29 protein-coding genes and 1 pseudogene are annotated in these 23,653 nt (G+C 53.5%); 12 read left to right on the top strand and 18 right to left on the bottom strand.

Going from position 1 to position 23,653, the window contains the following annotated elements:
• Nucleotides 1–2 precede the first annotated feature (2 nt).
• Nucleotides 3–206, bottom strand: a complete 204-nt coding sequence (locus K3757_RS14690) for a DUF6494 family protein (RefSeq protein WP_259996582.1) — start codon at nt 204–206, stop codon at nt 3–5.
• 26 nt (nt 207–232) lie between these two features.
• Complete coding sequence (locus K3757_RS14685) at nt 233–2,182, bottom strand: 4Fe-4S binding protein (protein ID WP_259996581.1); 1,950 nt, start codon at nt 2,180–2,182, stop codon at nt 233–235.
• Between the two features lie 367 nt (nt 2,183–2,549).
• Between K3757_RS14685 and K3757_RS14680 the strand changes: the two genes are divergently transcribed.
• The 9 genes from K3757_RS14680 to K3757_RS14640 all read left to right on the top strand — a co-directional run bounded on the left by K3757_RS14680 (nt 2,550) and on the right by K3757_RS14640 (nt 11,102).
• The gene (locus K3757_RS14680; RefSeq protein ID WP_260001288.1) at nt 2,550–3,089 is read left to right on the top strand and encodes a DUF3305 domain-containing protein; all 540 of its coding nucleotides are present in this window, start codon (nt 2,550–2,552) and stop codon (nt 3,087–3,089) included.
• Nucleotides 3,086–3,700 (top strand): DUF3306 domain-containing protein, encoded by a 615-nt coding sequence (locus K3757_RS14675; protein ID WP_259996579.1) that lies wholly within the window; start codon nt 3,086–3,088, stop codon nt 3,698–3,700. The genes K3757_RS14680 and K3757_RS14675 overlap by 4 nt, the downstream gene beginning before the upstream one ends.
• Nucleotides 3,697–4,302 (top strand): molecular chaperone, encoded by a 606-nt coding sequence (locus tag K3757_RS14670; protein ID WP_259996578.1) that lies wholly within the window; start codon nt 3,697–3,699, stop codon nt 4,300–4,302. The genes K3757_RS14675 and K3757_RS14670 overlap by 4 nt, the downstream gene beginning before the upstream one ends.
• 52 nt (nt 4,303–4,354) lie before the next feature.
• A complete protein-coding gene (locus tag K3757_RS14665; RefSeq protein ID WP_259996577.1) occupies nt 4,355–4,570 on the top strand; it encodes a twin-arginine translocation pathway signal protein in 216 nt (71 codons plus the stop codon).
• Between the two features lie 116 nt (nt 4,571–4,686).
• Entirely contained in the window at nt 4,687–7,674 is a 2,988-nt protein-coding gene (locus tag K3757_RS14660; RefSeq protein ID WP_259996576.1) for a formate dehydrogenase subunit alpha, read from the top strand.
• Between the two features lie 12 nt (nt 7,675–7,686).
• On the top strand, nt 7,687–8,280 hold the full coding sequence (gene fdh3B / locus K3757_RS14655; protein ID WP_259996575.1) for a formate dehydrogenase FDH3 subunit beta: 594 nt from the start codon (nt 7,687–7,689) through the stop codon (nt 8,278–8,280).
• Nucleotides 8,281–8,379: 99 nt separating this feature from the next.
• A complete protein-coding gene (locus K3757_RS14650) occupies nt 8,380–9,582 on the top strand; it encodes a formate dehydrogenase subunit gamma (RefSeq protein ID WP_259996574.1) in 1,203 nt (400 codons plus the stop codon).
• A gap of 34 nt (nt 9,583–9,616) precedes the next feature.
• Nucleotides 9,617–9,742, top strand: a complete 126-nt coding sequence (locus K3757_RS14645) for a hypothetical protein (protein ID WP_259996573.1) — start codon at nt 9,617–9,619, stop codon at nt 9,740–9,742.
• Nucleotides 9,743–9,758: 16 nt separating this feature from the next.
• On the top strand, nt 9,759–11,102 hold the full coding sequence (locus tag K3757_RS14640; RefSeq protein WP_259996572.1) for a sigma-54 dependent transcriptional regulator: 1,344 nt from the start codon (nt 9,759–9,761) through the stop codon (nt 11,100–11,102).
• A 55-nt stretch (nt 11,103–11,157) separates the two neighbouring features.
• Here the strand turns inward: K3757_RS14640 and K3757_RS14635 are convergent, their stop codons facing one another.
• The 6 genes from K3757_RS14635 to K3757_RS14610 all read right to left on the bottom strand — a co-directional run bounded on the left by K3757_RS14635 (nt 11,158) and on the right by K3757_RS14610 (nt 16,496).
• Complete coding sequence (locus K3757_RS14635) at nt 11,158–12,102, bottom strand: PleD family two-component system response regulator (RefSeq protein WP_259996569.1); 945 nt, start codon at nt 12,100–12,102, stop codon at nt 11,158–11,160.
• Between the two features lie 981 nt (nt 12,103–13,083).
• On the bottom strand, nt 13,084–13,917 hold the full coding sequence (locus K3757_RS14630) for an acyl-homoserine-lactone synthase (RefSeq protein WP_259996568.1): 834 nt from the start codon (nt 13,915–13,917) through the stop codon (nt 13,084–13,086).
• A 12-nt stretch (nt 13,918–13,929) separates the two neighbouring features.
• Entirely contained in the window at nt 13,930–14,697 is a 768-nt protein-coding gene (locus tag K3757_RS14625; protein WP_259996567.1) for a LuxR family transcriptional regulator, read from the bottom strand.
• Nucleotides 14,698–15,043: 346 nt separating this feature from the next.
• Entirely contained in the window at nt 15,044–15,355 is a 312-nt protein-coding gene (locus tag K3757_RS14620; RefSeq protein ID WP_259996566.1) for a helix-turn-helix domain-containing protein, read from the bottom strand.
• A 261-nt stretch (nt 15,356–15,616) separates the two neighbouring features.
• A complete protein-coding gene (locus K3757_RS14615) occupies nt 15,617–15,832 on the bottom strand; it encodes a hypothetical protein (protein WP_259996564.1) in 216 nt (71 codons plus the stop codon).
• Entirely contained in the window at nt 15,783–16,496 is a 714-nt protein-coding gene (locus K3757_RS14610) for a hypothetical protein (protein ID WP_259996562.1), read from the bottom strand. Before K3757_RS14610 ends, K3757_RS14615 begins: the two co-directional genes overlap by 50 nt.
• Nucleotides 16,497–17,289: 793 nt before the next feature.
• On the opposite strand from K3757_RS14610, the gene K3757_RS14605 reads away from it, so the two are divergent.
• The 3 genes from K3757_RS14605 (at nt 17,290) to K3757_RS19150 (ending at nt 18,603) form a co-directional block, all read left to right on the top strand.
• Nucleotides 17,290–17,538, top strand: coding sequence for a LytTR family DNA-binding domain-containing protein (locus K3757_RS14605; RefSeq protein WP_259996560.1), 249 nt, complete (start codon nt 17,290–17,292; stop codon nt 17,536–17,538).
• Entirely contained in the window at nt 17,484–18,269 is a 786-nt protein-coding gene (locus K3757_RS14600; RefSeq protein WP_259996558.1) for a response regulator, read from the top strand. The genes K3757_RS14605 and K3757_RS14600 overlap by 55 nt, the downstream gene beginning before the upstream one ends.
• Before the next feature lie 130 nt (nt 18,270–18,399).
• On the top strand, nt 18,400–18,603 hold the full coding sequence (locus K3757_RS19150; protein ID WP_409202548.1) for an Hpt domain-containing protein: 204 nt from the start codon (nt 18,400–18,402) through the stop codon (nt 18,601–18,603).
• A gap of 27 nt (nt 18,604–18,630) precedes the next feature.
• Here the strand turns inward: K3757_RS19150 and K3757_RS19055 are convergent, their stop codons facing one another.
• The 10 genes and pseudogenes from K3757_RS19055 to K3757_RS14560 all read right to left on the bottom strand — a co-directional run bounded on the left by K3757_RS19055 (nt 18,631) and on the right by K3757_RS14560 (nt 23,335).
• Entirely contained in the window at nt 18,631–18,756 is a 126-nt protein-coding gene (locus tag K3757_RS19055; protein WP_311201740.1) for a hypothetical protein, read from the bottom strand.
• A gap of 20 nt (nt 18,757–18,776) precedes the next feature.
• Nucleotides 18,777–18,995, bottom strand: coding sequence for a response regulator (locus K3757_RS19050; RefSeq protein WP_311201739.1), 219 nt, complete (start codon nt 18,993–18,995; stop codon nt 18,777–18,779).
• A 3-nt stretch (nt 18,996–18,998) separates the two neighbouring features.
• Nucleotides 18,999–19,355, bottom strand: a complete 357-nt coding sequence (locus K3757_RS19145) for a sensor histidine kinase (RefSeq protein WP_409202547.1) — start codon at nt 19,353–19,355, stop codon at nt 18,999–19,001.
• 172 nt (nt 19,356–19,527) lie between these two features.
• A pseudogene (locus tag K3757_RS19140) lies at nt 19,528–19,716 on the bottom strand (histidine kinase dimerization/phospho-acceptor domain-containing protein); the annotation flags it as partial.
• A gap of 540 nt (nt 19,717–20,256) precedes the next feature.
• On the bottom strand, nt 20,257–20,943 hold the full coding sequence (locus K3757_RS14585) for a response regulator (protein WP_259996554.1): 687 nt from the start codon (nt 20,941–20,943) through the stop codon (nt 20,257–20,259).
• Entirely contained in the window at nt 20,918–21,352 is a 435-nt protein-coding gene (locus K3757_RS14580; protein ID WP_259996552.1) for a cell wall metabolism sensor histidine kinase WalK, read from the bottom strand. Before K3757_RS14580 ends, K3757_RS14585 begins: the two co-directional genes overlap by 26 nt.
• A gap of 28 nt (nt 21,353–21,380) precedes the next feature.
• Nucleotides 21,381–22,013, bottom strand: coding sequence for a PAS domain-containing protein (locus K3757_RS14575; RefSeq protein ID WP_259996550.1), 633 nt, complete (start codon nt 22,011–22,013; stop codon nt 21,381–21,383).
• Nucleotides 22,014–22,054: 41 nt separating this feature from the next.
• On the bottom strand, nt 22,055–22,822 hold the full coding sequence (locus K3757_RS19045) for a PAS domain-containing protein (protein WP_311201738.1): 768 nt from the start codon (nt 22,820–22,822) through the stop codon (nt 22,055–22,057).
• Nucleotides 22,786–23,181 carry a CHASE domain-containing protein gene (locus K3757_RS14565; protein ID WP_311201760.1) on the bottom strand — a complete coding sequence of 132 codons (396 nt, stop codon included), beginning with the start codon at nt 23,179–23,181 and terminating at the stop codon, nt 22,786–22,788. Before K3757_RS14565 ends, K3757_RS19045 begins: the two co-directional genes overlap by 37 nt.
• Nucleotides 23,150–23,335 carry a CHASE domain-containing protein gene (locus K3757_RS14560; RefSeq protein WP_259996548.1) on the bottom strand — a complete coding sequence of 62 codons (186 nt, stop codon included), beginning with the start codon at nt 23,333–23,335 and terminating at the stop codon, nt 23,150–23,152. The genes K3757_RS14565 and K3757_RS14560 overlap by 32 nt, the downstream gene beginning before the upstream one ends.
• Nucleotides 23,336–23,653 lie beyond the last annotated feature (318 nt).

The raw sequence follows: 23,653 nt of genomic DNA, 5'->3' as shown, positions 1-23,653 counted from the left end.
TCTTATTCCTGCTCTGTTTCGGGGGCGGTAATCGTGCCGTCAACGGTATGTGTGAACCCCAATTCCGGGATTGAGATAACCGCCTGCACAGGCAGGACTTTCCCTGCTGTATCACCTTCACGGATAGCCTTTTCGATAGCCTGCTGCGATGTCACGCCGACCTGCTTGAGAAACTTGCGCATCGACATGTTGAAATCTTCACTCATGGGGGGCTCCTTTGTTTGGGGGCGGATCAGTGATCGCGCCGTTTGTCGAAATAATCATCGGTTGTGCGGGGGCGGGGGCGCTCACCACCTGACATCGGGTTGTTGGTCGAGTGGTATTGCGCGTTGATGCGGCAGTCGTCGCACATCTGGATCAGACGCAGACGCCCTTCATCCGCAAACATGCTATGGCCGCGCAATTTATCCATGATCTTGTCAACGGTGGATTTTACACCAAATAGCGCGCCACATTCGATGCAGGCGCAAGGCTCTTCTTCGTGCAGCACCTGCTGTTCAAGCGCTGCACCGGTCAGATCAAGGCGTGGGGCCAGCGTGATCGCATCCTCGGGGCAGACGTTGACGCAAAGACCGCATTGTAAGCAGGCGTCCTCTTGGAACCGTAATTGCGGCAAGTCGGGGTTGTCGCCCAACGCGCCTGAGGGGCAAAGCGACACGCAAGAAAGGCACAGCGTGCAGGCGCTTTTGTCGACCACCACGGCACCATAGGGCGCGCCTTCGGGCAGTTCCAATGATTGTGCGTCTGGGTTGAGCGCGCGGGCGGCTTGCCGTGTGATCTGGCGGCGCGTGCCCATTGGCCGAACGGGGCTTTTGACAGCCTCGGGCGTGGCCTCGGCGTATAACGTCTCGGACAGTGCGTCAGGGTCGGGTGTGTCGATCAAATGCACGCGATCGGTGCCTGCAATCGCGCGGACCAAAGCCGCTTGGGTTTCTATCGCCTCACGATCTGCTTTGGGGGAGAGCAGAAGGCTGGTCGAGGCAAAACCGGCCGCCAGGGCGGCGGTGACTTCTGCATGACCAAAGGCGGCCAATGCAGGCAGCTCCATCGGAATTACATCGGCCGGTAGGCCACGGCCATAGCGTGCTGCCATGCGGATCATATCGCTGCCGTGGGCGTCATGCACCAACAGCCGTGGCGCATCCCCGCCAGCCGCCAGATAAGCACGCGCCAGAGTTTGCACCCTGAGCATGGTGAAATCCACAGGCGGAGCATCAAAGCTGATCGCACCAGAGGGGCAGGCGGATGAACAGGCGCCACATCCCGCACAGATCATCGGGTCAATCGTGACATGTTCGCCATTGGGCGTGATCGCACCGGTCGGGCATAGATCAAGACAGTTGGTGCAACCCGTCTGTTCAGCGCGGCTATGGGCGCACAGCAGTGGTTCGGTGCGAATGAACAAAGGCTTTTCAAAGGTGCCGATCAGATGCGAGGCAGCCATGGTAGCGGCAGCAACAGCGGGTGGATGGCTTGGATCGGCGCGCAGGTATCCTTCGCGCTTTTCGGGGGCGGGGAAAAGCGGCTGCGTGCCGCGCAAATCAAGGATCACATCACAATGGCTCAGCGCCCCGTCGCGGGCATCGGACAAACGCGGTGCGCCGCGGCCGGTGGGGTCTACCTGTTGCAGCGCGTCAATCACCACTTCGAACTGCCCCAATGCGCCTTTGGCTCGGCGCAGGTTGCCAGTGACGACGTCATATTCGCGGCTGTCCGGCAGCTCCGATCCCGTGTCGAGCAGCACTGTCACACCGAGAAAATCCTTCAGCGCTTCAGCTGCCTCAACCGCCACTTTCACGGGACCCACGATTAGACACATTCCGTCCGAAGTAACGTCGAGCGATTTCTCCAGCGGAGCGTCCAGCATGGCTTCGGCGGCAAGGGCGGACATTTTGGGTAGTGTAGAGGCGGTGTCATCGGTCCATCCTGCCCTGTCGCGCAGGTCAAGCAGGGGGGCGGGGGGCAGGTTCAGTTCCTCGGCCAACTCGCCAAATACCCGCGCCTCTTGGGTGCAGCATAAAATTACGTCCCCTGCGTTCAGCGCCTCGGCCGCTCGGTCGATCTGGTGGGTGCATAGGGCGGAGCAGGGGGGGGAAACGGTGACTCCCGTGGTCTTGCTCAAGGCATCCGTGTCAATAGTCTGGGAGCCTTCACAGTTGCATGTTATCAATGTCTTAGCCATGATTTTCCCTTTTGTGAAGCGCCCGAAATCGTGGTTTCAAAGCGGTGTTCAGATCACTAGCTAGACGCCTTTCGGCCTGCGCCACAACCTGATTTCTGCCCCCGTGTGTTCTGACAGTAGGTCTTCGGCCAGCGATAACGAGGCTTTGTGATTCGTTTTGGGCTCATGAGCCGAAATCCGATCAAAATAGTCGGGTTAGACAAAAGGTCCGTGGCGCCCTCAGGGTCATGAAATGACTGGTCAACCTGTCCCATTCGGGCGAATTCTTGACTGATTGAGCAAATTATCCTTCCCTATGAATCCCGCTCGGGTGAGGATCATCTCCACGGAGGAACGCTTGATTTATAATCCACATATGTACCAAACGATGCCTGTGGGTGTTGTGCTAAGGCGCACCGCAGGTGTGACGCGTTGGGCCAAGTGGAGTTGGAAAGCGACAGCCGTTCTGCCCGGCGCTGCGGATGCCGATTGGCGTGAGCTGCGCAGCGAAGATGGCGTAACAGAATATCACGCGGCGACCGTCCCCCTGAATTTGCATGGCGCCGAGACAGAGGCCTATGTGCACGGTTTGGGGGCTGAGGTGCCATGCGTCTATGTTGTCATGCGCCCTGTTGCGGGCGCGACCGAGACACCGTTCGAGATATTGCTGGTCACTGCCTCGCCGTATGAGGCGCAGGATTACTGTGATAGCGCGGAGGAAGTGGTTGAGAAGGTGGCAATGCCGCAAGGCTTGGCTGCCTGGGTCCGCGCCTTTGTAGATCAATTCCACGAAGAAGAGGCTTTTGTGAAACGCAAGCGCAACAAGCATTTTGAGGGCGACAAACAAGACGGTATTGGCGATCCGCGCGTGCGCAAGGATGCGGACATATATGCCTCGCCTGCTTTGAAGCGCGGGCGTATGGCATGAGCGGTTTCTGGACAACACGCCGCGCCGCCGTCGCGGCAGAGGCGCAGGCGGACCAAAACGCATCACTTGAGGCCGCGTCCGAAGCGCAAGAGGCCGCACTGGCCGAGCGCGACGATGTCGAGCTACTGTCTGAGCTGGGTCTGCCCGCTCCAGAAGAATTATTAAGCGGCGAACAGCTGCGTGCGTTTCTCAAGGCGCAATTGCCGCAGCGTCTGAAGTCGCGTGCGTTGCGCGCGTTTTGGCGGACAAATCCCGTTTTGGCCTGTCTGGACGGTTTGAACGATTACGAAGATGATTACACTGCCGCCGCGACAGCTGGCAAAGCTGTGAACACGCTTTATGTGGTCGGCAAAGGATTTGCTCCGCCTGTGGCTGATGCGCTGGAAAAGATCATGGAAGAGGATGAAGAGCCCGCCTTGATCGCGATGTCCGAACGCTCTGTGCCTGATGTGTCCCCGCCGCAAGCGGTAGAGGTAGAGACGCAGGATGCTGAGGAGTATGATGTCGCAGGCTCTGAAGTAGAGCGCGATGAAGAGGAATTTGCCGCCATCACCACTCCGCGCCGGATGCGGTTTACTTTTTCCACTGATGCAGAAGGCGCAGGCGTATGAACCAGACTGCCTCTATCCCGGTACCCGAAGAAGACCGCCTGCGCGCGGATCTCTATAACTTCCTCGGGTTGATCTTGTCCGGACCGCCCGATCAAATCCTTTTGGATCAATGTGCCGGGCTGGAGGGGGACGATACTGAGCTGGGGCAGGGATTTGTTGCGCTGTCCAAGCTGGCGCGCCAAACCAGGCCCAAAGGCGTCGAGAGCGAATATAACCGTTTGTTTATCGGTTTGGGCCGTGGCGAATTGTTGCCTTACGCGAGCTATTATCTGACAGGTTTCCTGAATGAAAAGCCGTTGGCGCTGTTGCGTCAGGATATGGTGGCGCGGGGACTGGAACGCGCGGACAACGTGTTTGAGCCAGAAGATAACATCGCTTCTTTGATGGAGATGATGGGCGCCATGATCGCCGGGCGGTTCAGCAATGCGGCAACGCTCAGCCAGCAAAAAACGTTTTTCAACAAGCATATTGCGCCATGGGCCGGACATTTCTTTTCCGATCTGGAGGGGGCCAAGAATTCTGTATTCTTCGCGCCTATCGGCAAAATTGGCCGCGCTTTCATGGAGGTCGAAGCCGAGGCTTATCGCCTCAGCGTAAATTAACGACGGGCATACCCGCAAAACCAACGACACGACGATAAGGAGGATGAATTCAATGACACGCAAGACAGATATCTCCGCGCAGCCACAGCCCAGCAAAGGCCGCCGCGATTTCCTGAAGTTTGCAGGCACGGCTGCACCATTGGTTGCTGTCGCGGTTGCCGGCAGTGGAGGTCAGGCGCAAGCTGCCGCCGCAGAGGCCGATCCGTCATCCGAGCGGATGCAGGACACTGAACACACACGCGCCTATTACGAATCTGCGCGCTTCTGAATCTGCGCCAGAAATAATCAGACGAGGCTCGGTCAGGGCCTTGCGCCACCGGCAAAAGCTTTTGCCAGCTACAGCCACCAGAAGCGGGATGAACCCCGCATTACGGGAGTGATAATATGTTGAGGAAAAAAACCAACGGGGTTGCACGTCGACCGCAACGTACGGGTATTCTGTCTGATGTCGGACGGTCCAAAGTTGACCGTCGTTCGTTCCTGCGCGGCTCGGGTCTGGCGATCGGTGGCTTGGCTGCGATTGCAGCGACAGGTGGCAATGTAAAACAAGCAACAGCAGCCACTGCAGCTGCTTCCGGCGCGATGGAGATCAAGAAATCTGTCTGTACCCATTGCTCTGTCGGTTGCTCTGTCATTGCAGAAGTATCCGGTGGCGTTTGGGTCGGTCAGGAACCTGGTTGGGACAGCCCGTTCAACCTTGGGGCGCATTGTGCAAAAGGCGCATCCGTGCGTGAACACGCCCACGGTGAGCGCCGTCTGAAGTACCCCATGAAAAAGGTTGGTGGCGAATGGCAGCGGATCAGCTGGGAACAGGCCATCAACGAGATCGGCGACCAGATGACCGAAATCCGCGACACCAGCGGGCCTGACTCGGTATACTGGTTGGGATCGGCAAAGCACTCGAACGAGCAGGCGTATTTGTTCCGTAAATTCGCCGCCTACTGGGGCACCAACAACGTCGATCACCAAGCGCGTATTTGCCATTCGACCACCGTTGCGGGCGTGGCAAACACATGGGGCTACGGCGCCATGACCAACAGTTTCAATGACATCCACAACTCCAAGGCGATCCTTGTCATCGGCGGGAACCCAGCCGAGGCGCATCCGGTGTCCTTGCAGCACATCCTGAAAGCCAAAGAGCAAAACAATGCACCGCTGATCGTTTGTGATCCGCGGTTCACGCGCACGGCTGCCCATGCGGACGAATTTGTACGTTTCCGCCCTGGCTCTGACGTAGCTTTGGTCTGGGGTATTCTTTACCATATCTTCGATAACGGCTGGGAAGATCAGGAATTCATCCGCACCCGTGTTTGGGGGATGGATGAAATTCGCAAGGAAGTTGCAAACTGGACGCCGGAAGAGGTCGAACGCGTCAGTGGTGTTCCTGGCGAACAGCTGCGCCGCATTGCGCAGACCCTGGCCAACAACCGTCCGGGTACATTGATCTGGTGCATGGGCGGCACGCAGCACACCAACGGCAACAACAACACCCGCGCATACTGCATCTTGCAGCTGGCCTTGGGCAATGTGGGTGTTGCAGGCGGCGGCACCAACATTTTCCGCGGTCACGACAACGTACAAGGCGCGACCGATCTGGGCGTTCTTGCTGACACGTTGCCAGGTTACTACGGCCTGTCCGCAGGATCATGGGCGCATTGGGCTCGGGTCTGGGAAGAGGACCTTGATTGGCTCAAGGGACGCTTTGCAACTATGAAAGGTGCGGACGGCAAAGATCAGGAAATGATGGGCCTGACCGGTATTCCTGTGTCGCGCTGGATTGACGGTGTACTGGAAGCGCCAGAGAATCTCGAGCAACCTGATAACACAAAAGCCATGGTGCTTTGGGGACACGCGCCGAACTCGCAAACGCGACAGAAAGAAATGAAAACGGCGATGGAGAAGCTCGACCTGTTGGTTGTTGTTGATCCGTATCCGACCGTTTCAGCCGTTCTGCACGACCGTACCGATGGGACCTATCTGCTGCCTGCGGCAACACAGTTCGAAACATCTGGTTCTGTCACGGCCTCCAACCGCTCTTTGCAGTGGCGCGAAAAAGTGGTCGAGCCGCTGTTTGAATCACTGCCCGACCATACGATCCTGTATAAATTCGCCCAGAAATTCGGATTTGCAGACCGTATGTTCCGCAACGTCGAAGTGCAGGGTGAAGAGCCTGTGGTTGAGGATCTAACCCGCGAGTTCAACAGGGGCATGTGGACAATCGGCTATACTGGCCAAACGCCAGAGCGTTTGAAGATGCACATGCAAAACCAGCATACGTTTGACAAAACCACGCTGCGCGCTGTGGGTGGCCCTGCGGACGGGGACTTCTACGGTCTGCCTTGGCCTTGCTGGGGCAACGCGGAGATGAACCACCCCGGTACACCTAACCTTTACGATATGTCGATGCCGGTTGCTGATGGCGGTCTCACCTTCCGTGCCCGTTTCGGGGTTGAACGCGACGGTGAAAATCTTTTGGCCGAGGGTGTGTATTCCAAAGGGTCAGAGATCAAAGACGGTTATCCCGAATTCACGATGCAGATGTTGATGGATCTGGGTTGGGATGGCGATCTGACTGCTGAAGAACGCAGCTCAATCGAGGCTGTGGCCGGGTATCAACGCCCCGAGAACGCAGGCGAGGGCACAGAAGAAGTTGGTGAGACATCACAACAGGGCGAGATGCCTTCGGATTACTCCGAAAAGGTCGGCGGTATTAACTGGAAGACCGACTTGTCTGGCGGTATCCAGCGCGTTGCGATCGACCACGGTTGTGCGCCATTTGGGAACGCCAAGGCACGTTGCGTTGTCTGGACCTTCCCGGATCCAGTACCCCTGCACCGAGAGCCGCTGTATTCCAACCGCCGTGATCTGGTCGAGGATTATCCGACCTATGACGACAAAACATTCTGGCGGGTGCCGACGCTTTATGCATCGATCCAAAAGAATGATTTCTCGACCGAATTTCCGATCATCCTGACCTCTGGCCGTTTGGTGGAATATGAAGGTGGTGGCGACGAGACACGGTCAAACCCGTGGCTGGCCGAACTGCAACAAAACATGTTCATCGAGGTCAACACACGTGACGCCAATAATTTGGGTGTGCGTGACGGGGCCGATGTCTGGGTCGAAGGCCCAGAGGGTGGTCGCATCAAGGTCATGGCCATGGTCACAGAGCGGGTCGGAGAAGGCGTTGCCTTCATGCCTTTCCACTTTGGCGGACATATGGAGGGCGAGAGCCTGCGCGACAAATATCCCGATGGTGCCGATCCGATTGTGTTGGGTGAATCCACCAACACAGTACAGACCTACGGCTACGATTCAGTAACTCAAATGCAAGAGACCAAAGCGACTCTTTGCAAAATCATGCCAGCGTAAGGAGATACTAAAATGGCGAGAGCAAAATTTCTCTGCGATGCCGAACGCTGCATCGAATGTAATGCCTGCGTTACAGCGTGTAAGAACGAACATGAAGTCCCTTGGGGCATCAACCGCCGCCGTGTGGTGACGATACAGGACGGGAAACCGGGCGAACGCTCGATCTCTGTTGCCTGTATGCATTGTTCAGACGCGCCTTGTATGGCTGTTTGTCCTGTAGATTGCTTCTACCAAACCGATGACGGTGTGGTTCTGCACTCCAAGGACCTGTGCATCGGCTGTGGCTATTGCTTCTACGCGTGCCCATTTGGCGCGCCACAATATCCGCAAGCAGGCAACTTTGGCAGCCGTGGCAAGATGGACAAATGTACATTCTGTGCAGGTGGTCCTGAGGAAAACAATTCCCAGGCCGAGTTCCAGAAATATGGCCGCAACCGGATCGCAGAAGGCAAATTGCCAATCTGCGCCGAGATGTGCTCGACCAAGGCGCTGCTGGCAGGCGACGGTGACACCGTATCCTCGATCTACCGCGAGCGCGTCGTTGCGCGTGGCTTTGGATCTGGCGCTTGGGGCTGGGGTACAGCCTATGAGCAAAAGGGCCAGTAAAATTACTGTGCGGGCAGCATGCTGCTGTCCGCACAGATTTTTGGTGCGTTCTCCCCGCTTTGCACCGATGCTTTAACTGTTCTTATTGGGGGATTTCCCATGTTTCGCAATTTGTTAGCTACGCTTATCGTTTCGCTGCTCGTCCTCTCAGGTGGTGTATCGGCCCAAGACGTGCGCCTGCCTGAAAACAGTGTTGGGGCCGCAGACACGCGTGCCTCCACCGGGGGGGCGCAGACATTGCAGGACGTCTTGCGCAGACAGAATGGCGAGATCATCGACGATAGTTTTCGTCGTGACAACATAGGTGGTGAGCCTGCGGTAGCACCGGGGCTGGCGCCATTGGGCGGCGCATCGGATGCCGATTTGTGGCGCGCGCTGCGGTACAATGAGGCCGACGTGCGCGTCACGACCATGGACCAGCGGGGCAAGGTACTGGTCCAAGACGGCGGCATGTGGTGGTTGCAGCTGCGTGAAGGGCCATTGGCAACCTATGGCGGCTGGCTACTGCTTGGGACCATCGCAATTTTACTGGTATTCTTTTTGTTTCGTGGAAGGGTTCGCGTCGAGGACGGGATGGCGAACCGCACAGTCACACGCTTCAAAGCAATTGAGCGTTTCGCCCACTGGATGCTGGCAGGCTCATTCATCTTGCTGGCGCTGACGGGGCTTGCTTCGCTATTCGGGCGCAAGTTTCTGGTGCCGGTCTTTGGGCATGATGCCAACTCTGTGCTGCTGATCGGAACCAAATTCATTCACAACAACGTCTCATGGGCGTTCATGATTGCGCTCTGCATGGTTTTTGTCATGTGGGTTTGGCACAATATTCCAGATCGCACAGATATCACGTGGTTCCGCCATGCTGGTGGCATCATCGGCGATACCCACCCACCAGCCAAGAAATTCAACGCGGGTCAGAAAATCATCTTTTGGTCAGTCATTTTGCTGGGGGCTTCGGTATCTGTTTCGGGGCTGTCCTTGCTGTTTCCCTTCGACATTCCGCTATTCGCGCATACTTTCGACCTACTCAACAGCAGCGGACTGCCGCAATTGGTCGGCTACGGTGATTTGCCAAGTGGCCTCGCGCCGCAAGAAGAAATGCAATACGCGCAGCTGTGGCATGCGATTATCGGCTTTTTGATGATGGCGATCATCATTGGGCACATCTATATCGGGACTGTCGGTATGGAAGGCGCCTATGATGCGATGGGGACCGGCGAAGTTGACGAAAACTGGGCTGAGCAGCACCATTCCATCTGGTTGGAAGAAGTAAAACAATCACAACAAGAAGCATCTGCGAAATGATGTTTAATGTGCTGGAGCAAGGGAGAGCCGTACAATGAAAGCGATGTTGATGGGGTTTGCTAGCATTGTTGTGATCGCAGCCGTGGCATATTTTGGCCTGCACGAGATGGGCTTTTCATCCCAGGATGTCTATTCAGGGGACAACGTCCGGTTGGATTGACGCAAGAGGCCATAACATGACAGCGGCAAACGAATACGGCGGCATGTTGGAGGGGGCCTCGGTTCTGGTCGTTGATGATGAACCGGGTATGCGGAATTTCCTGACCAAGATACTTGAGCCTCGGGTGAACCGCATTGCCACGGCGGCCTCTCCTGCCGAGGCGACAAACCTGCTGGATGAGGCGCATTTTGATGTTGTTATTCTGGACAACGTGATGCCCGGTCAGACAGGGCTGGCGTGGATCGAAGAACAGCGCCGCAAAGGATTTTACGCCGATACTATTCTGATCACAGCTTTCGCTGATCTGGAAACCGTGATTGCCGCGCTGCGGGCGGGTGTGAGTGACTTTCTGCTGAAGCCGTTTCGCACAAATCAAATTCTAAACGTTCTCGCGCGAACCTTGGACAGCAAGCACTTGCGCCGTGACAACACGCTGCTGCGCCATGAACTGCACGCTGGTGAAAATCTGCGCATGTTGGGTAATTCGGACGCCTTGGGTGCGGTGCACGCGATGTTGAACAGGCTGGCTCCGTTGGACACGCCTGTCTTGTTCACCGGCGCCAGCGGTACGGGCAAAGAGCTCGCGGCGCGACAGTTGCATCAGCGTTCTCCACGCGCCGAGAAACCCTTTGTCGCGGTCAATTGCGCTGCGATTGCTCCGGACCGCGTGGTGGCCGAACTGTTTGGTGCGGTTGATGTCGGAAATACACTAAAACCGGGTCTGCTTTTGCTGGCGGATGGCGGTACGTTGCTCTTTGATGAAGTGGCCCAAATGCCCGACCTTCTTCAAGCAGCCTTGCTGCGGGTGCTGGAAGACCTTCGTATCCGGCCACAAGGCGGCGAGCGTGAAATCCCGCTGAACCTGAGGTTTCTTTTCGCCACCAACGCCGATCTAAAGCAAGCTGTCGACGAAGGGCTTTTTCGGGCGGATCTTTATCATCGCATGAATGTCGTCGAAGTGGAGATGCCACCGCTCAAGGAGCGATCGGAAGATATCGTTGAGCTGGCGGTGCATTTTATGGAACATTTTTCGGCAGTTTTAGGAATGCGCGCGTTACGGTTGGATGCGGAAACTCTGCTAAAGCTGCGGCGCTATGACTGGCCGGGAAACATACGCGAATTGCGTAATCTTATTGAACGGTCTGTGATTCTCGGGGCCTTCCCTAAGGAGTTTGCGGGCAATTCATCTGTTTCGGGTCCGCGCGCGATAGAGGATCTGGATCTGATGGTTCAACGTCACATCTTACATATTTTGGACTTGTGTGATGGCAACCGTGCCGAAGCTGCGCGGCGTCTTGGCGTGTCGCGCAAGACCATTGATCGCAAATTAGCGGCTTGGAGTGATGAATTATCGGCCTAGCACTGCAACCGGATATGACGGGTAGACCCTAATCATTCCGGACAGCCGACATGCTTCAGTTGGCAACCATATTGGCGTTTAGACGTCTGCTAAGTTGAACTTTTGCGCGGTCAAACGTTCGCCGGACACGCTGTGTCTTGCTCAAATACGGGCGAACCGGGCGGCCCATTGTTACTGAAAACGTATCCAGAAGCTCCGCCTTCCGGATCGGGCTTAGCTCTTTGAGAATAGCACTGATGTTCTCTTCGACTTCCACCCAAGCGTCAACAAGATCATCCGGTGCGATGCATAGGAATATTCCAGAGCCGACATAAGCGTTGAGCAGCCTATTGTCGGCAGTCGCCGTCGAAATCGAGTTAGACACAGCAGCAATGATAAGCAGCAGGTCACGGCCGGTCAGCTCATCATAAAGCAGATCAAAAGTATCGATTTTCAACGCAAAAACAGACGTCTCGGTTACTCTTTGTTGCGCAAGTTGAGAAAGATAGTTGCCAAGCGAAAAGGGGTCTGTGTGATGGTTGAGGTCGTTGAAAACGATAGGTTCTGCAAAGTCGAAATCATGCTGACCAAATGGCCCGGGGAGACAATCCGACAACGAATCCCGCGTAAACACTTTGCAGGTTTCACGCATCATTCGTTCCGCAATATGCGTCCGAGTAGCGATGCTCTCTATATCAAAGGGCTTTGTGATATAGTCATTTGCACCGGCTGAGAATGCACTCTCGATGGAGCTGGCATCAGACTTTGCCGTCAGCATAATGATCGGTGTGCTGCGATATGCCGGAATTTTCCGGATTTCGGCACAGAGCTCGATCCCATTCATGCCCGGCATCTCAATATCCAGAAGTAGAACGTCAAAATTCTCTGCAGAAAAAGACAGAATATCAAGGGCACCCATGCCGGATGCTGCAACACTGATATCGGTATGACCTTCTTGACGCAGAAGCATTGGAACTAGGTCCAAGACGATCGGGTCGTCGTCGACTACTAAAAATTTCATATTTCCACTCCCTTTGTTGTAGCATTAAAGGCAATCATGGGTAGAAGCTGGTTCACTTTATAGTTGCACGCAAATTTGCTTAAATTGTGGTTTTCTTGTGAATCTACTGCCATTTTTCGGAAACTTACATTTCTGCCATTCATTTTAACGCTGCCGCGGCGATGGCCCGCGAGAAGTGTCAGAACATGGGATGTTCCCACATCAATTATTGTAACGGTCCGTCTTGGTTCATGGCTGCAAGGCAACAAGAGGCAGTTTGCAAGATTGTCTTTGCATATCACCGTCTCGGTCAAGACCGTCTTTGACGGAACTCGGGTGACCCTGTGGCGACGGCAGCATCGTCAGCGCACAGGCTGACAAATTGGGGATGTGCGAAAATGCTGTCCAACCAGAGATTGCCTCGATCCATGCGAGAGCTGAAATGGCGATCGCGGATCGCAGGGTTGCAAGTCAGAAACCGGCTGTAGCCATTCGTTCGGGGCGCAAGCGCGACGCGGTTTGGTGAACCCGCTTGCACACACTGGGGAGCTTGAAAATGCAAAGCCTTTGATGGGCGGATTAACGGATTCAGCGTTTTCTTGCGACGATACGCTGACGCTTGAAATCCCTGCCGAACACGATGGCAAACTATAACTTTCAGCGAATGACGCGCTGAGCCTTCAAGAGTTGGAGGATGTCCGCGCACAGTTTGCTGCTGCCATGTTCAGGTCAAAAGGGACACCTGAACACCGTATGTGGGCCATAAAAGCCGCCGCAGAAGAAGAACAGATGTCAGGGGAGTTGGCCATGTCAGGCTGCTCTTCGGTTCTTCAGGTAGGTTCCAAAACAAATGACAGCAACTTGGAACAGGTTACCTTGGATCGCATCTAATCAGAACGGGGTTCGAGTTGTGCCCTCGATCTGAGGAATGCCAGACGGACCAAAAGGATTTCAGGTCCGTCACTGTTCATGTTGGTTGGCGTATAAAAGCGACGCCAACTCTCACTCAACAAGAATTTTGGCAGCGATCAGAGTCTTGCTCAACTGTTTCGCGGCGGACAGCTCTTCGTGTGTCGCGGCATCTGCAATCTGTTCTTCGCAGTATTCCTGAAGCAACTCTTGACTGCTACGCGCTACGACCACTTGTTTTGCGTCTGCATCTTCTGCTGGGATACCATCGCGCAGTTTGCCTTCGTCTGACAACGCTTTCGCACGTTCGGGATCAACAAAGATTTCACCTTCAATCCCGGCGAACTGCCGTGTCCGTTCAATGCGATCCTCACTGCAATCGAGAAGGGCTGCCATTGCACTTACTTTGCCCATTGGCGTTGTATTCCCAACATAGCCGTAAGGAGCGCAATCTGACCGCTTCAGGACGCGGTTCATCACAGGATCAATGACGGTCACGATATCCGAAATGCCTGAATCCCGAGCATATTCCAATGATCCTGCCATCAATTCACAGGTCGCGTAGCTGATAGATCCCCGTGTTTTGCCACGATCAAGAATCTCGGTATCCACGCAGAACCGCGTAGATTCCCATATGGTCGCACTCCGGAGTGGTGGTTCACCTCCCAGGATGGATGAGAAAACATCCGACAGCATGTGCGGCCCTGTGGTCTGCAATGCGCGCACACAAGATACGACCTTATTGTCGTCGTTAACCCCAATCACATAAGCAGGATCAAGCGCATCAAATTGATCGATCTCACGCCCATCCTGAATTTCGACTTCCCAGCCGAGCCGCTGCCCGAAGACCCGTGCGCGCAGCGCAAACATTTCATCAAGAAGTCGTGTGTAAAGGTGCCGGTTCGTACCATCAATGACTATAATCATGTCTAACTTCTCCTATTTGAGAAGATGATCGTACTTAATTCTATGCAATGCTATTGTGGGAAACCCGTATGCGTTGAATTTAGACAGGAATATCAAGCCAAGGCCGATCGCGCGGCCTACCGCCTGTGCTGTTGTCAGGGCAGACAGCTTGCTACGGCTCGAGCGCAAGTGAACCTCAACAGTCCGGTTCGAAATCGATAGGATGTCTGCCACGTCCTGCTGGGATTTTCCTGCGGCGACCCACTGCATAATTTCTCTTTCACGCGATGACAGTGATGGATGCGTCAACTTATGGCTCAGCACATTTGTCTGCATAACATGATCATGCATATACACGGCTGTCGTCTGAAGATCGCCTAGTATCTTTTCCTTCAGCAGGGCCCATTCCCTGTCAGAGCAATTACGCGTCACGCTGAACAGGCCCACGTCACCAAACGGTCCTCTGACCGGAATGGTCAGCCCTTGCTCGAAAATCTGGTAGTCACTTGCTGCCAGCAAAACGGTCTTGAATGAATCATCGTTTCGCAGCCGTTGCCAATCAACAGGTGCAATACTGCGTGCTGCTGTCAGCAAGGTGGGGTCTTTGTGCTGAAATCCCTCTTTGACATAGCGGGTCTGCCATTCGTCGGGATAATTGACAAAACCATGGACTGCTTGCGCGATGGGATCCATGCCGGCATATGCTGCAAAATCAAGCTCATATTTTTCGCAAACGGAATCGAGCAACTCTCTAAAGTTGTTCTGGGGAACCGGAAGTTTGCTTAGATCTATGACGGACATTCTTAATTATAGCCTACTTGGAGCTGATTTGCCATGTTCCTCTTTTTTAGCAAAACTCGGCAACCTTCGTTTGCCGTTGGTCGGACAAACTAAAATTGACCACACTACGTAGGCTGTCCCGACGTAAGAACAAGGTCTCTATCGGGATAGAAGTAACCCCAAAAAATTTAGATATTTTCTGTCTCATACAAAATTGTGCCACCGCCCACCAACAATTATGAAGGGTCAGGCGCGCAGCATTTTATCGATGATAGCTATGGGTTTGGGTGCGCGTGGCCGCTTTGGATCAGGTCATCAACAAAGGAGCGTCATTCAGAGTTTTGCGGCTGATACATCTTCAAAAAGCTCAAAATGCGCTTTTGGTATCGTCGCTCTCTATCGCTGCGAGCGCGGTTGCGACCGCCATTCCAGTGGCATCTGTTTTGCCCACTTCCGTTTCGTCATGTATTCCATCGAAAAAATCGGCCACCTCGACGTTAAGAGCCTGTCCCAGTTCAAAGAGTCTGCTGGCTGAAATCCGGTTGGAGCCCGCCTCATATTTCTGGATCTGTTGAAATGAAAGGTTCAGTTTTTCCCCCAAATCGCTCTGGGACATGCGGCGTGCCGTTCTCATCTGCTTTAATTTTTGGCCAACGTGAATGTCTACTGGATGTGACATGAAGCTTTACCTCAGATAGAAAATACAGAAATATGGGTCGGGACGCTGTGTCTTTCACTGCACATGTAATTGCGTATTGCTCAAAATTCAACCCGTAGTTGCGTATACTTGGGCTTTCCGCATGGGTTGGCGAAGTGTTACACGATTCAAGGCCACCTGTGCACCAAGTGATCTTGCATAAACATTTCAAATGTTTGGCTGTTCTTTCAGCAGTTTCAGGTGCTGATAATTAGCGAAAACTGTCTTTTCGAATGACCGCCTCTAACCGACCATCTTGATGAACCATGTGATGGCGTTTTTGTAGCCTGCCTGTTCCAGCAGCGTGATCTTGGACGTCCATGCGGCAGGGCACACAACCAAAACTGAATGATCGCCGCGTGCTTTCCTGGCCGCCTCTGCCGCGCCGAAAAGCGCCGCAGCTCTAATGTCATCTGAGGCAAGCTCTAAAGGGTTTTCCAGCGCATTGGTAGAAGTCATCGATCACACCGACACCGGAGATATCATGTGCAGCTGGAAAGTGCAGCGGGGTTGCTGGATGCGATATGGCATAGCCCTGAATTTCTCCGCCAACCCGCGATACGAACATGTCCCGGTCCGGGAGGGTGAGGCTGCGCTGCATCCACGCCCCAAAGCGATCATCAGCGTCCTTATGTGGCTTCCAAAACAGCTTATGCAGATCGTTGAGAATTCTTCTGTTGGTCGCGCTAGAGGCTGCGATGGCGGACAGATCATTGTCCGTAGCCTTATGTACGTTTGCGAATGTTCGGTTTACGGTAAGGCCTGTCTTTGCAAAGTATAACGTCAGTGCTTCATAGCTTTGATTGGCATAGATTTTTTCCCATTCTCCTCCGGCTATACTAGACGCCAAAATCATCTGCGCCCCCGCTTTGACCAAGTCGGACTCGGTGGCTTCAAGAAGCCGCCGTTTTAACCCGGCTGGAGCACCAGAAGCAGTATAGCAGTCTTCCATAATCAAGCCCGGCGGGCCGAATTCCCCGGCATATATCGGAGGGACGGGTAAAAGGATGGAATGGCTCATCCCGACAAGTTCACCATCGTCATCTGCAACCAGCCATTGCTGCCGGAATGGTGGGTTTTCGGCCTGAATCGCGGTTGTAACGGCCGAATAGATTTTTGTCATGAGGCGCGGTGTCAATTTTCCACAGCAACGGTTCAACCGTGTTTCGGCTTTCTGCATCGGCCAGCAACAGCTTTAAGAGCTGGTCCATGTCTGAAATTTCAGCGGGTCGAATGTCTATGGTCATCAGGTAACTTTCTGAAACTTAACGTCGGTCCTGCGATTGTTTCGCGCTGTTTGTTTCGGAGATCGAAAAATATACAGATCAAAGCCAGCGCAGAATTCGCAAGAGAAGTTAAGCAGGCTGGCGTTTTAAGCGACATCGGAACAGTGACATATTGGATTTTGAGACGCGCCATCTCTTCCGAAGAATTCACCCGAAAAAATGTAGGTAAATCAGTAAATTGCGCTTTGTCGCAAAGGTCTCGAATGTGTGGTAGCGCTTTCAATCCTGCCATATTGTGCCGATTAAACAAGCACCATCTAACATTCATACTCTTGCGTGATGTCTGCGAGATATTCGAGACACACGCCGGAAGTCTGACAGTGGATGCTGATTTTGTCGAAGCATGAAGCGTCGGATTGTGATGCGCGGCTTTGGTCGGTCCAAACGGGCGGTATCGCCACCCATGCTGGCCGGTTTCGCATCTGTCCACGATAGGGCTGGCATGAACGATCAAGCGGGTTTGCAGCTACAACCTGGAAGAAGGTTTTTCACAAGCGGGTGCAACTTTTCCGAGAATGCCGCATGGCGGACGTATTCTTGCCAACTTTCCCGTTATGATAGCATGAAATAGCGCTGGTCCGTGACGTACGAAACGGATTGTCAAAGCGCAGAGGATTATGGAGCAAAACGATGTACATTCTTGCCGTTGACGATGATCCAATCGTCCTCGAAACTCTTGAGCATTTTATCGGTTCAATGCCCGACCACGAGATTGCGACCGCTTCGGATGCGCTGGAAGCTGTCGAGCTGATGAACGCTCAAAACCGTCGGTTTGATTGTTTCTTGCTGGATATCCAGATGCCCGGCACGAACGGCATTGATCTGTGCGGTTTCTGCGCGGGACGGCAGGATATGAACGCACGCCGATCCTTATGCTGACCGCCATGGCTGAAAAAGGCTACATCGACAGTGCGTTCGGCGCGGGGGCGACAGATTATATTTCCAAACCATTTGAACTAAATGGCTTGCGTGGCCGTCTCAACCTCGTTGAACCGATCGCTAACGATATTCGGGAGAGAGAAGCAAGCATCCTTGCCTCGGAAACGCCCGAAAACAAATTGAATGCTGCGCTTCCCTTCGTGGAACTTCATGAGCCTTTTTCTATCATGGATGTGGATGGCGTGATCGAAAACTACGCGATCGAAAACTATGTGACCCAGCTGTCGCGCAAATCCCTGTGTGGTTCGGTCGCGTTGGGGTTCACTATTCGTGAGGTTGCAGACATGTACTATGAAATGTCCAACTATGACTTCACCTGTATGGTCACGGACGTTAGCGAAGCTATTTCTGATTGCCTCGCGCCGGCACAAAGATTGCTATCATATGCGGGCAATGGCACATTCGTAAGTGTTATTGAGGGCGCTTCCCACATTGATATTGGCCGCCTTGTCGATCAGATCAACCGCCAGATATATTTGATGGAGCTATCCCAGAGCAATGGTGAGCGGTTGGACGTTCGCATCTGCGCTGGCAAAATGAAACGCATGGTCTGGCGCAAAGGCGATGCTGCTGTTGACGCGCTCCGCGAGGCACACGACAGTGCTGAGCAGAATGCCTACCGCCTCAAACAGGAGCTTGGCAATATTTGGACGACTGCTCAGACCGCATGACGCAAATTGACATTGATGATAGCCTGAAACCGATCCGCGCTCGATTCATTTCGGCTTTGGTAGAACGCCAGGCTGAGATAGTCGCGAGCATTGAAGCCGCCATGAAGACCCTGAGCAAGAGGCGGTTGAATTGCAGCGGATTGAGGCGATTCTACATAAAATTGCGGGCACAGCCGGGACGCTAGGCTTTGCTGATCTTGGGGATCGGGCGCACGTCATAGAAAGCTGTATTCTTACCACAAGACTTGCAGACAGAAACTACACGGCTGATTTGTGGTCAGACATCCTCGACTGGGTTGAAATGTCGATGGATGTGTTAGAGCGGGCGGCTTAGTGGCGTACGAAACCGGCCACTCAGCCTCTAGCTGGCAACCAGATCGGTGATCTGTTGGGCCAGTGAAACCGGATCAAACGGTTTGACAATAACGCCCAACGCGCCAGCCTTCTTAAGGCCGTCTATCTCGCTTGGCTGCACGCGTGCGGTCATGTAGATCGCGGGAACGTCCTTTAAGTGGGGAAGTTTGCGCAACTCTGCCAATGTTGTGGACCAGTCATGCCGGGCATCATAACGTCTAACAGGATCACGTCAGGGTCTGTCCCGCCAGCGCCTTCGAGGGCTGCTTCACCACAGTCAAACTGGACGACCGTGAAATCCCCCATCATTTCCAAAGCCATCTGAGCAATTTCGCGAATATCAGCGTCATCTTCTACATGCATAACGATCATGAATTAGGCTCCTTCGGCGTGTGCACGGGCTTCAACCGGCGCGATCTGAGGTAGATCTACATGGAAAGTTGTACCTTGGCCAAGTGTGCTGTCGACTGAGATCGTACCATTTTGATGCTCAAGTATGGCTTTGACAATGCTCAATCCTAAACCGGTGCCTCCTGTGGCCGCGCGGTTCTTTAGACCGATCTGGACAAATCTGCCAAACAGGGCTTTTTGATCCGCGTCGGGAATTCCGTCTCCGCGGTCGATTACGCTTATGCGGTTGTATGACTGATGATGCGCAAGGCGGATTGTCACTACGCCGCCAGGAGGTGAGAATTTGATTGCATTGGATAATAGGTTGACGAGGACTTGCACAAGCCGGTTCGGATCCCAAGAGGGACCTTAAATCACTGTCCTGTGCATCTATTTCGACCGTCACATCAAAGCGGCCCTGAAACCCGGCGATGGCTTCGACAGCATCATAGACTACTGGCAATAGATCGGATGGAGTGTCGTCAAAGACCATCTGCCCATCGGAGAATTTCTCCAGATCAAGGAAGTCGTTGATGATTAGCACCAGTCGGTCGGCGTTGCGCTGGGCGATTAAGACCATCTCGCGCGCCTTGTCTGAAAGTTCGCCGGCGGCACCAGAAACAATGAGCCCCATCGCACCTTTGATTGCGGTCATCGGCGAACGTAGTTCGTGGCTGATCGTCGACACCAATTCCTTGGTCATCCGTTCGGATTCTGATCGCTCTGCAATGTCACGGAAAACAGCAGTCAGATAATCCTGTTGATCTGCCGCTTGGTGCAGTTTCACGTGCACCTCGAACAAGCAGTCGGCGAGCAATGTTTCAAGTCGAAAGCAAGCCTGTGGTTCAAATGTGTCCGCATGACCACCTGGCCGAAAAAAGTCCGGCGACTTTCCGGTCCAGTCCTGCAACGTTGTAAGCGACTGATTCTTGGCTGCAGATTGTGTCGTGAGCGTGCGTGCTGCGGCGTTTATATGGGCCACACGTCCTGAGGATGCGTTGAATACAACAACAGCATCAGCAAGAAGATCAAAATCCTGGAAACGAGGCGCCAAATCAGGCGACTTGGTGTTTTCGGACGTTTGTTCCAAAATTTTTCCTTCCGGCGTGACCCGCTTTAAATCGTGCGCTCTGAACTTCATAAAACATCAAGTTGAGCAACCTTCTGCGTCGTTACATTTAGTAGGCGTCAAATATGTTAATAATTTGATGCGATTGGTTTTTTTTGTGACACGGTTCGCCTGTCACCGATATTCTTTAAGACGCAGCTTTGATATCTCTACAACTTTGGAGACTATTTCGCTTAGGTCCGTTCGGGATTTAACGATCTCATGATCAACTCTTATATCCCGAAACCCTGTTTCCTTGGCAGACAGAGAGATGATCCTTGCCTGTGGTTGATGTTTTTCTATCCCAGACAGCAATTCGCGCGCATGCCCGTCCGAGAGCTCCCAATCAATTACAACGACATCGAAACGGCCCCTTAGAATGGCCTGTTTCGCCTCTGACAAGCTGAGCACAGATGTTACATCAGCTTTGCCTTCCAATCCTGTCCTGACGATTTCAAGAAAATCAGTATCATCCTCTACATGGAGAACATGAAGCTGTTTGATCGCCTTCTTTGTCTGGGGCTTTGTCTTTTGAAGGGCTGGTGCCTCTGCCGTTGCCAGTGGCACGGCAAACCAAAACACGATCGTGAACCAACGGTGCTTTGAAAGCCGATCTTGCCATCCATTCTTTCGACAATTTTCACGAGAGATTTTCAGTCCAAGACCGGTGCCGCCTTTGACGCGGGTATCGGATCCATCGGCTTGCGAAAATGGACGGAAGATGCGGGATTTAAATTCATCCGGGATAGGGGGCCCGCTATTCAGGATGCAAACCAGCGCCTGTCCGTTGATACTTTCAAGGCGAACATGCTTCGCTGTCATCGTCTGAGTACTTACACGCATTCGAAAGCAGATTTGCGATCAGCTGCTGGGTTCTCTGTGGGTCCACTTTTGTGCAAACTTGGTTCTGGGGAATGTTAAGAACAAACTGCACTTTGTGTTGGGCCGCAAATGGCAACATCTGCTCGACACCGTCACGCAGCAATTGGCCCATGCAGCAGGGCGTCAAATTGAAATCGATTTCGCCAGAGCTGATTTTTTCCAGATCGAGGATGTCGTTCACCAAGGTTGTCAGCCGCTCTGAATTGGCAGCCGCGATCTCCAACAGTCGCTCTGCTCCGGCAGGCATGGCTTTCAGCATCGGGCCGCGCATCAGGCCAAGTGCGCCTTTAATCGAGGTCAGCGGCGTGCGCAGTTCATGGCTAACGGTAGCCACAAATTCGGACTTCATCTTTTCAATGTTTTTCTTTTCGCTGATGTCATTGATTTGGGCGATGAAAAACGTCTTCGCCGGATACAGGGTCATTGGTCCAAGCGATGCTGAGAAGACCCCAGATCGATGGACCACTTTTGGGAATGATGCGAAATTCGCCCTGATACGAAGATTTGGCGTCGCGTTTCAGCTCTTCAATTGAACATATTAGGCCTTTGATATCAGCCTTGGAGACCAGATCGCTGAACCTGAGCCCACCTCTTAGTTCTTCAGAACTGTACCCGGTCATTCTACACAGGGCGTCGTTCACGCCGTGAAAGCCGCCGCCCCGATTGAACAAGGCCATACCGACTGGTGCCTGCTCAAGCACCAGCTCAAACCGTTCACGGCTTTCTTTAAGCGCGTCTTGGGCGTTTCGTAGCTGCGTAATTTCCGTTTGTGCGCCAAGCAATCTGAGGGCTTTGCCATCTTCGTCTCGTGCGACAACAATTGCATCGGATTTCATCCACCGAAAAGAACCGTCAGGAAATGCCATGCGGTATTCGGCAATGGATCGATCTGTCAGGCCGCTGATGCAATCACGGTCGGCAGCTTCTAGGATGGCGCGATCATCTGGATGAATGCGTGAAAAGAAAATCTTTTGCGCTTCGATATTCGAGACATCGCGGGGAACCGCCATCAAGTCACGCCATGTATCTGACACAACCGATTTTTGCGTTTCTAGATCAATGTCAAAACGCCGATCTGTGCGCCAGCCAGCGCCATGTTCCATCTCGCTTCGGCCTCTTGCAGTTTTACTTCTGCGGCTTCAACTTCGGTCACATCCTGCACCAGCAGAGACTTCCGTAGATCGCCGTTTTCAGTGCGCCAGCCGTTTTCTTCGACCATCAACCTCAGTTCGGGACGGCCCGGCACGCGCGCCGGATGTGCATCCCTGCGCTTCGGGTCAGAGGATTCACCGATGATCAGGGTGGATGTGATCGGCTGCGCGATCTTGAGCTTGTCTGCACCGAAAAGATCCTGTGCGGCTTTGTTCGAAGAGACGACAAAGCCTTGTTCATCAAGCACGATCACTGCGATGACAGCGTTATCGATGACGGATTGAGCTTCGCCTGTTTTGGCCCGAAGTTGCAAAGTCTTAAGCGCTACTTCGGTCTCTACCCGCTTTTCGCGCAATGAGATAATACGCAGCATCAACGACAGCAGCGACATAAGTGCGAGCCCCAGAGCCAGTACGATCCATACCGAAATGCTGGAGTGAGCATGTTCGAACATGGGAGTGCTGGTCCAGGTCAGCTCCCAATTGCGGCCGAACATTTCGATAGGCCGCGTAGCGGTGTACAGGGGGGTATGATCCAGATCGTCAGGGCGATCGTTGTAGATTTCGATTTTTGCTGTCGGATCGGTGACATCAACAACCGACAGGTACTTAACCTCATTCCGCTGGGCCGTCAGTGACCTGAAAAGCGCATCGGCGGTAAAGGGCATATAGGTCCAGCCCTGGAATGCTTCGACCCATTGTTGCGGATCTGACAGATCAGCCGATGCATCATACTGCGGCGCAAAAGCAGAAAACCGGATGTTGTTCGTTTGTCTTGCACCAGTGTGATAGCTTCGGTGAGGCGGATCTCATTGGTTTCGCGTGCGAGTTGTGCCGCGGCGTAGCGCATGGGTTCAAACCCGATATCAAGGCCAAGTGCTGCCTCATTATCTTCCATGGGTTCGATAAGCTGGATAACAAAACGTTCATCGCGGCCTGTGTCAGGATGGATTGCGGGCAAAGGTACGCCCCTGTGAAGCCTGCTTTTGCTTACATCAAAATCGGGTTTCTGTTTTGACCAGTGCAATATAGCCAAGCCCGAGTATCCCGGGCAGCCGCGTGTCGATATCAATCAAGTCGACATACCGGCGCCATTCATCGGAGGTCACTGCTTTGGACGCTGAAAACAGACCCGATGCAGCGTTTAGCGTCATGACATAGCTGTCTGTACGGTTAACCAAGCCTCTTTCGCCCGCATCCGCGTAGGTCTCAAAGGTTGCGGTAGTTCTTGAGCGTTCAAGCCTGTCTACAAAAGGTCGCAAAGAGAACAGGTCAAGGCGGCAACTGCTATTAATACTGCCCGCGTGACCAAGTTGATGAAATCACAATGCTACGGACCTTTGCCTGACGTGTCTAACTGCCGATATTTTGATAAGGCTCTCGGGCCATTTTTTATTAAACTCTTTATAGGCTATTTTCCGCTTGGATCAACTATGGGTTGTTCGCAAATGAATTTATGCAGCGACTCTTAACAGAACATTAAGGAGCTGTTGAAATGC

Origin of the sequence: Sulfitobacter sp. S223 (genome assembly GCF_025143825.1) — a bacterium.
GTDB lineage: Bacteria > Pseudomonadota > Alphaproteobacteria > Rhodobacterales > Rhodobacteraceae > Sulfitobacter.
The sequence above is the reverse complement of the archived record's forward strand: the minus strand, read 5'-3'. Positions and strand labels throughout refer to the sequence as shown.

Excerpts from the sequence above, each read along its gene's own strand:
- K3757_RS14690 (WP_259996582.1), bottom strand. The coding sequence starts at position 206 with ATGAGTGAAGATTTCAACATGTCGATGCGCAAGTTTCTCAAGCAGGTC.
- K3757_RS14685 (WP_259996581.1), bottom strand. The coding sequence starts at position 2,182 with ATGGCTAAGACATTGATAACATGCAACTGTGAAGGCTCCCAGACTATT.
- K3757_RS14680 (WP_260001288.1), top strand. The coding sequence starts at position 2,550 with ATGCCTGTGGGTGTTGTGCTAAGGCGCACCGCAGGTGTGACGCGTTGG.
- K3757_RS14675 (WP_259996579.1), top strand. The coding sequence starts at position 3,086 with ATGAGCGGTTTCTGGACAACACGCCGCGCCGCCGTCGCGGCAGAGGCG.
- K3757_RS14670 (WP_259996578.1), top strand. The coding sequence starts at position 3,697 with ATGAACCAGACTGCCTCTATCCCGGTACCCGAAGAAGACCGCCTGCGC.
- K3757_RS14665 (WP_259996577.1), top strand. The coding sequence starts at position 4,355 with ATGACACGCAAGACAGATATCTCCGCGCAGCCACAGCCCAGCAAAGGC.
- K3757_RS14660 (WP_259996576.1), top strand. The coding sequence starts at position 4,687 with ATGTTGAGGAAAAAAACCAACGGGGTTGCACGTCGACCGCAACGTACG.
- fdh3B (WP_259996575.1), top strand. The coding sequence starts at position 7,687 with ATGGCGAGAGCAAAATTTCTCTGCGATGCCGAACGCTGCATCGAATGT.
- K3757_RS14650 (WP_259996574.1), top strand. The coding sequence starts at position 8,380 with ATGTTTCGCAATTTGTTAGCTACGCTTATCGTTTCGCTGCTCGTCCTC.
- K3757_RS14645 (WP_259996573.1), top strand. The coding sequence starts at position 9,617 with ATGAAAGCGATGTTGATGGGGTTTGCTAGCATTGTTGTGATCGCAGCC.
- K3757_RS14640 (WP_259996572.1), top strand. The coding sequence starts at position 9,759 with ATGACAGCGGCAAACGAATACGGCGGCATGTTGGAGGGGGCCTCGGTT.
- K3757_RS14635 (WP_259996569.1), bottom strand. The coding sequence starts at position 12,102 with ATGAAATTTTTAGTAGTCGACGACGACCCGATCGTCTTGGACCTAGTT.
- K3757_RS14630 (WP_259996568.1), bottom strand. The coding sequence starts at position 13,917 with ATGATTATAGTCATTGATGGTACGAACCGGCACCTTTACACACGACTT.
- K3757_RS14625 (WP_259996567.1), bottom strand. The coding sequence starts at position 14,697 with ATGTCCGTCATAGATCTAAGCAAACTTCCGGTTCCCCAGAACAACTTT.
- K3757_RS14620 (WP_259996566.1), bottom strand. The coding sequence starts at position 15,355 with ATGTCACATCCAGTAGACATTCACGTTGGCCAAAAATTAAAGCAGATG.
- K3757_RS14615 (WP_259996564.1), bottom strand. The coding sequence starts at position 15,832 with ATGACTTCTACCAATGCGCTGGAAAACCCTTTAGAGCTTGCCTCAGAT.
- K3757_RS14610 (WP_259996562.1), bottom strand. The coding sequence starts at position 16,496 with ATGACAAAAATCTATTCGGCCGTTACAACCGCGATTCAGGCCGAAAAC.
- K3757_RS14605 (WP_259996560.1), top strand. The coding sequence starts at position 17,290 with ATGTACATTCTTGCCGTTGACGATGATCCAATCGTCCTCGAAACTCTT.
- K3757_RS19055 (WP_311201740.1), bottom strand. The coding sequence starts at position 18,756 with ATGACCGCACGCGTGCAGCCAAGCGAGATAGACGGCCTTAAGAAGGCT.
- K3757_RS19050 (WP_311201739.1), bottom strand. The coding sequence starts at position 18,995 with ATGATCGTTATGCATGTAGAAGATGACGCTGATATTCGCGAAATTGCT.
- K3757_RS14585 (WP_259996554.1), bottom strand. The coding sequence starts at position 20,943 with ATGACAGCGAAGCATGTTCGCCTTGAAAGTATCAACGGACAGGCGCTG.
- K3757_RS14580 (WP_259996552.1), bottom strand. The coding sequence starts at position 21,352 with ATGAAGTCCGAATTTGTGGCTACCGTTAGCCATGAACTGCGCACGCCG.
- K3757_RS14575 (WP_259996550.1), bottom strand. The coding sequence starts at position 22,013 with ATGGCGGTTCCCCGCGATGTCTCGAATATCGAAGCGCAAAAGATTTTC.
- K3757_RS19045 (WP_311201738.1), bottom strand. The coding sequence starts at position 22,822 with ATGCCCTTTACCGCCGATGCGCTTTTCAGGTCACTGACGGCCCAGCGG.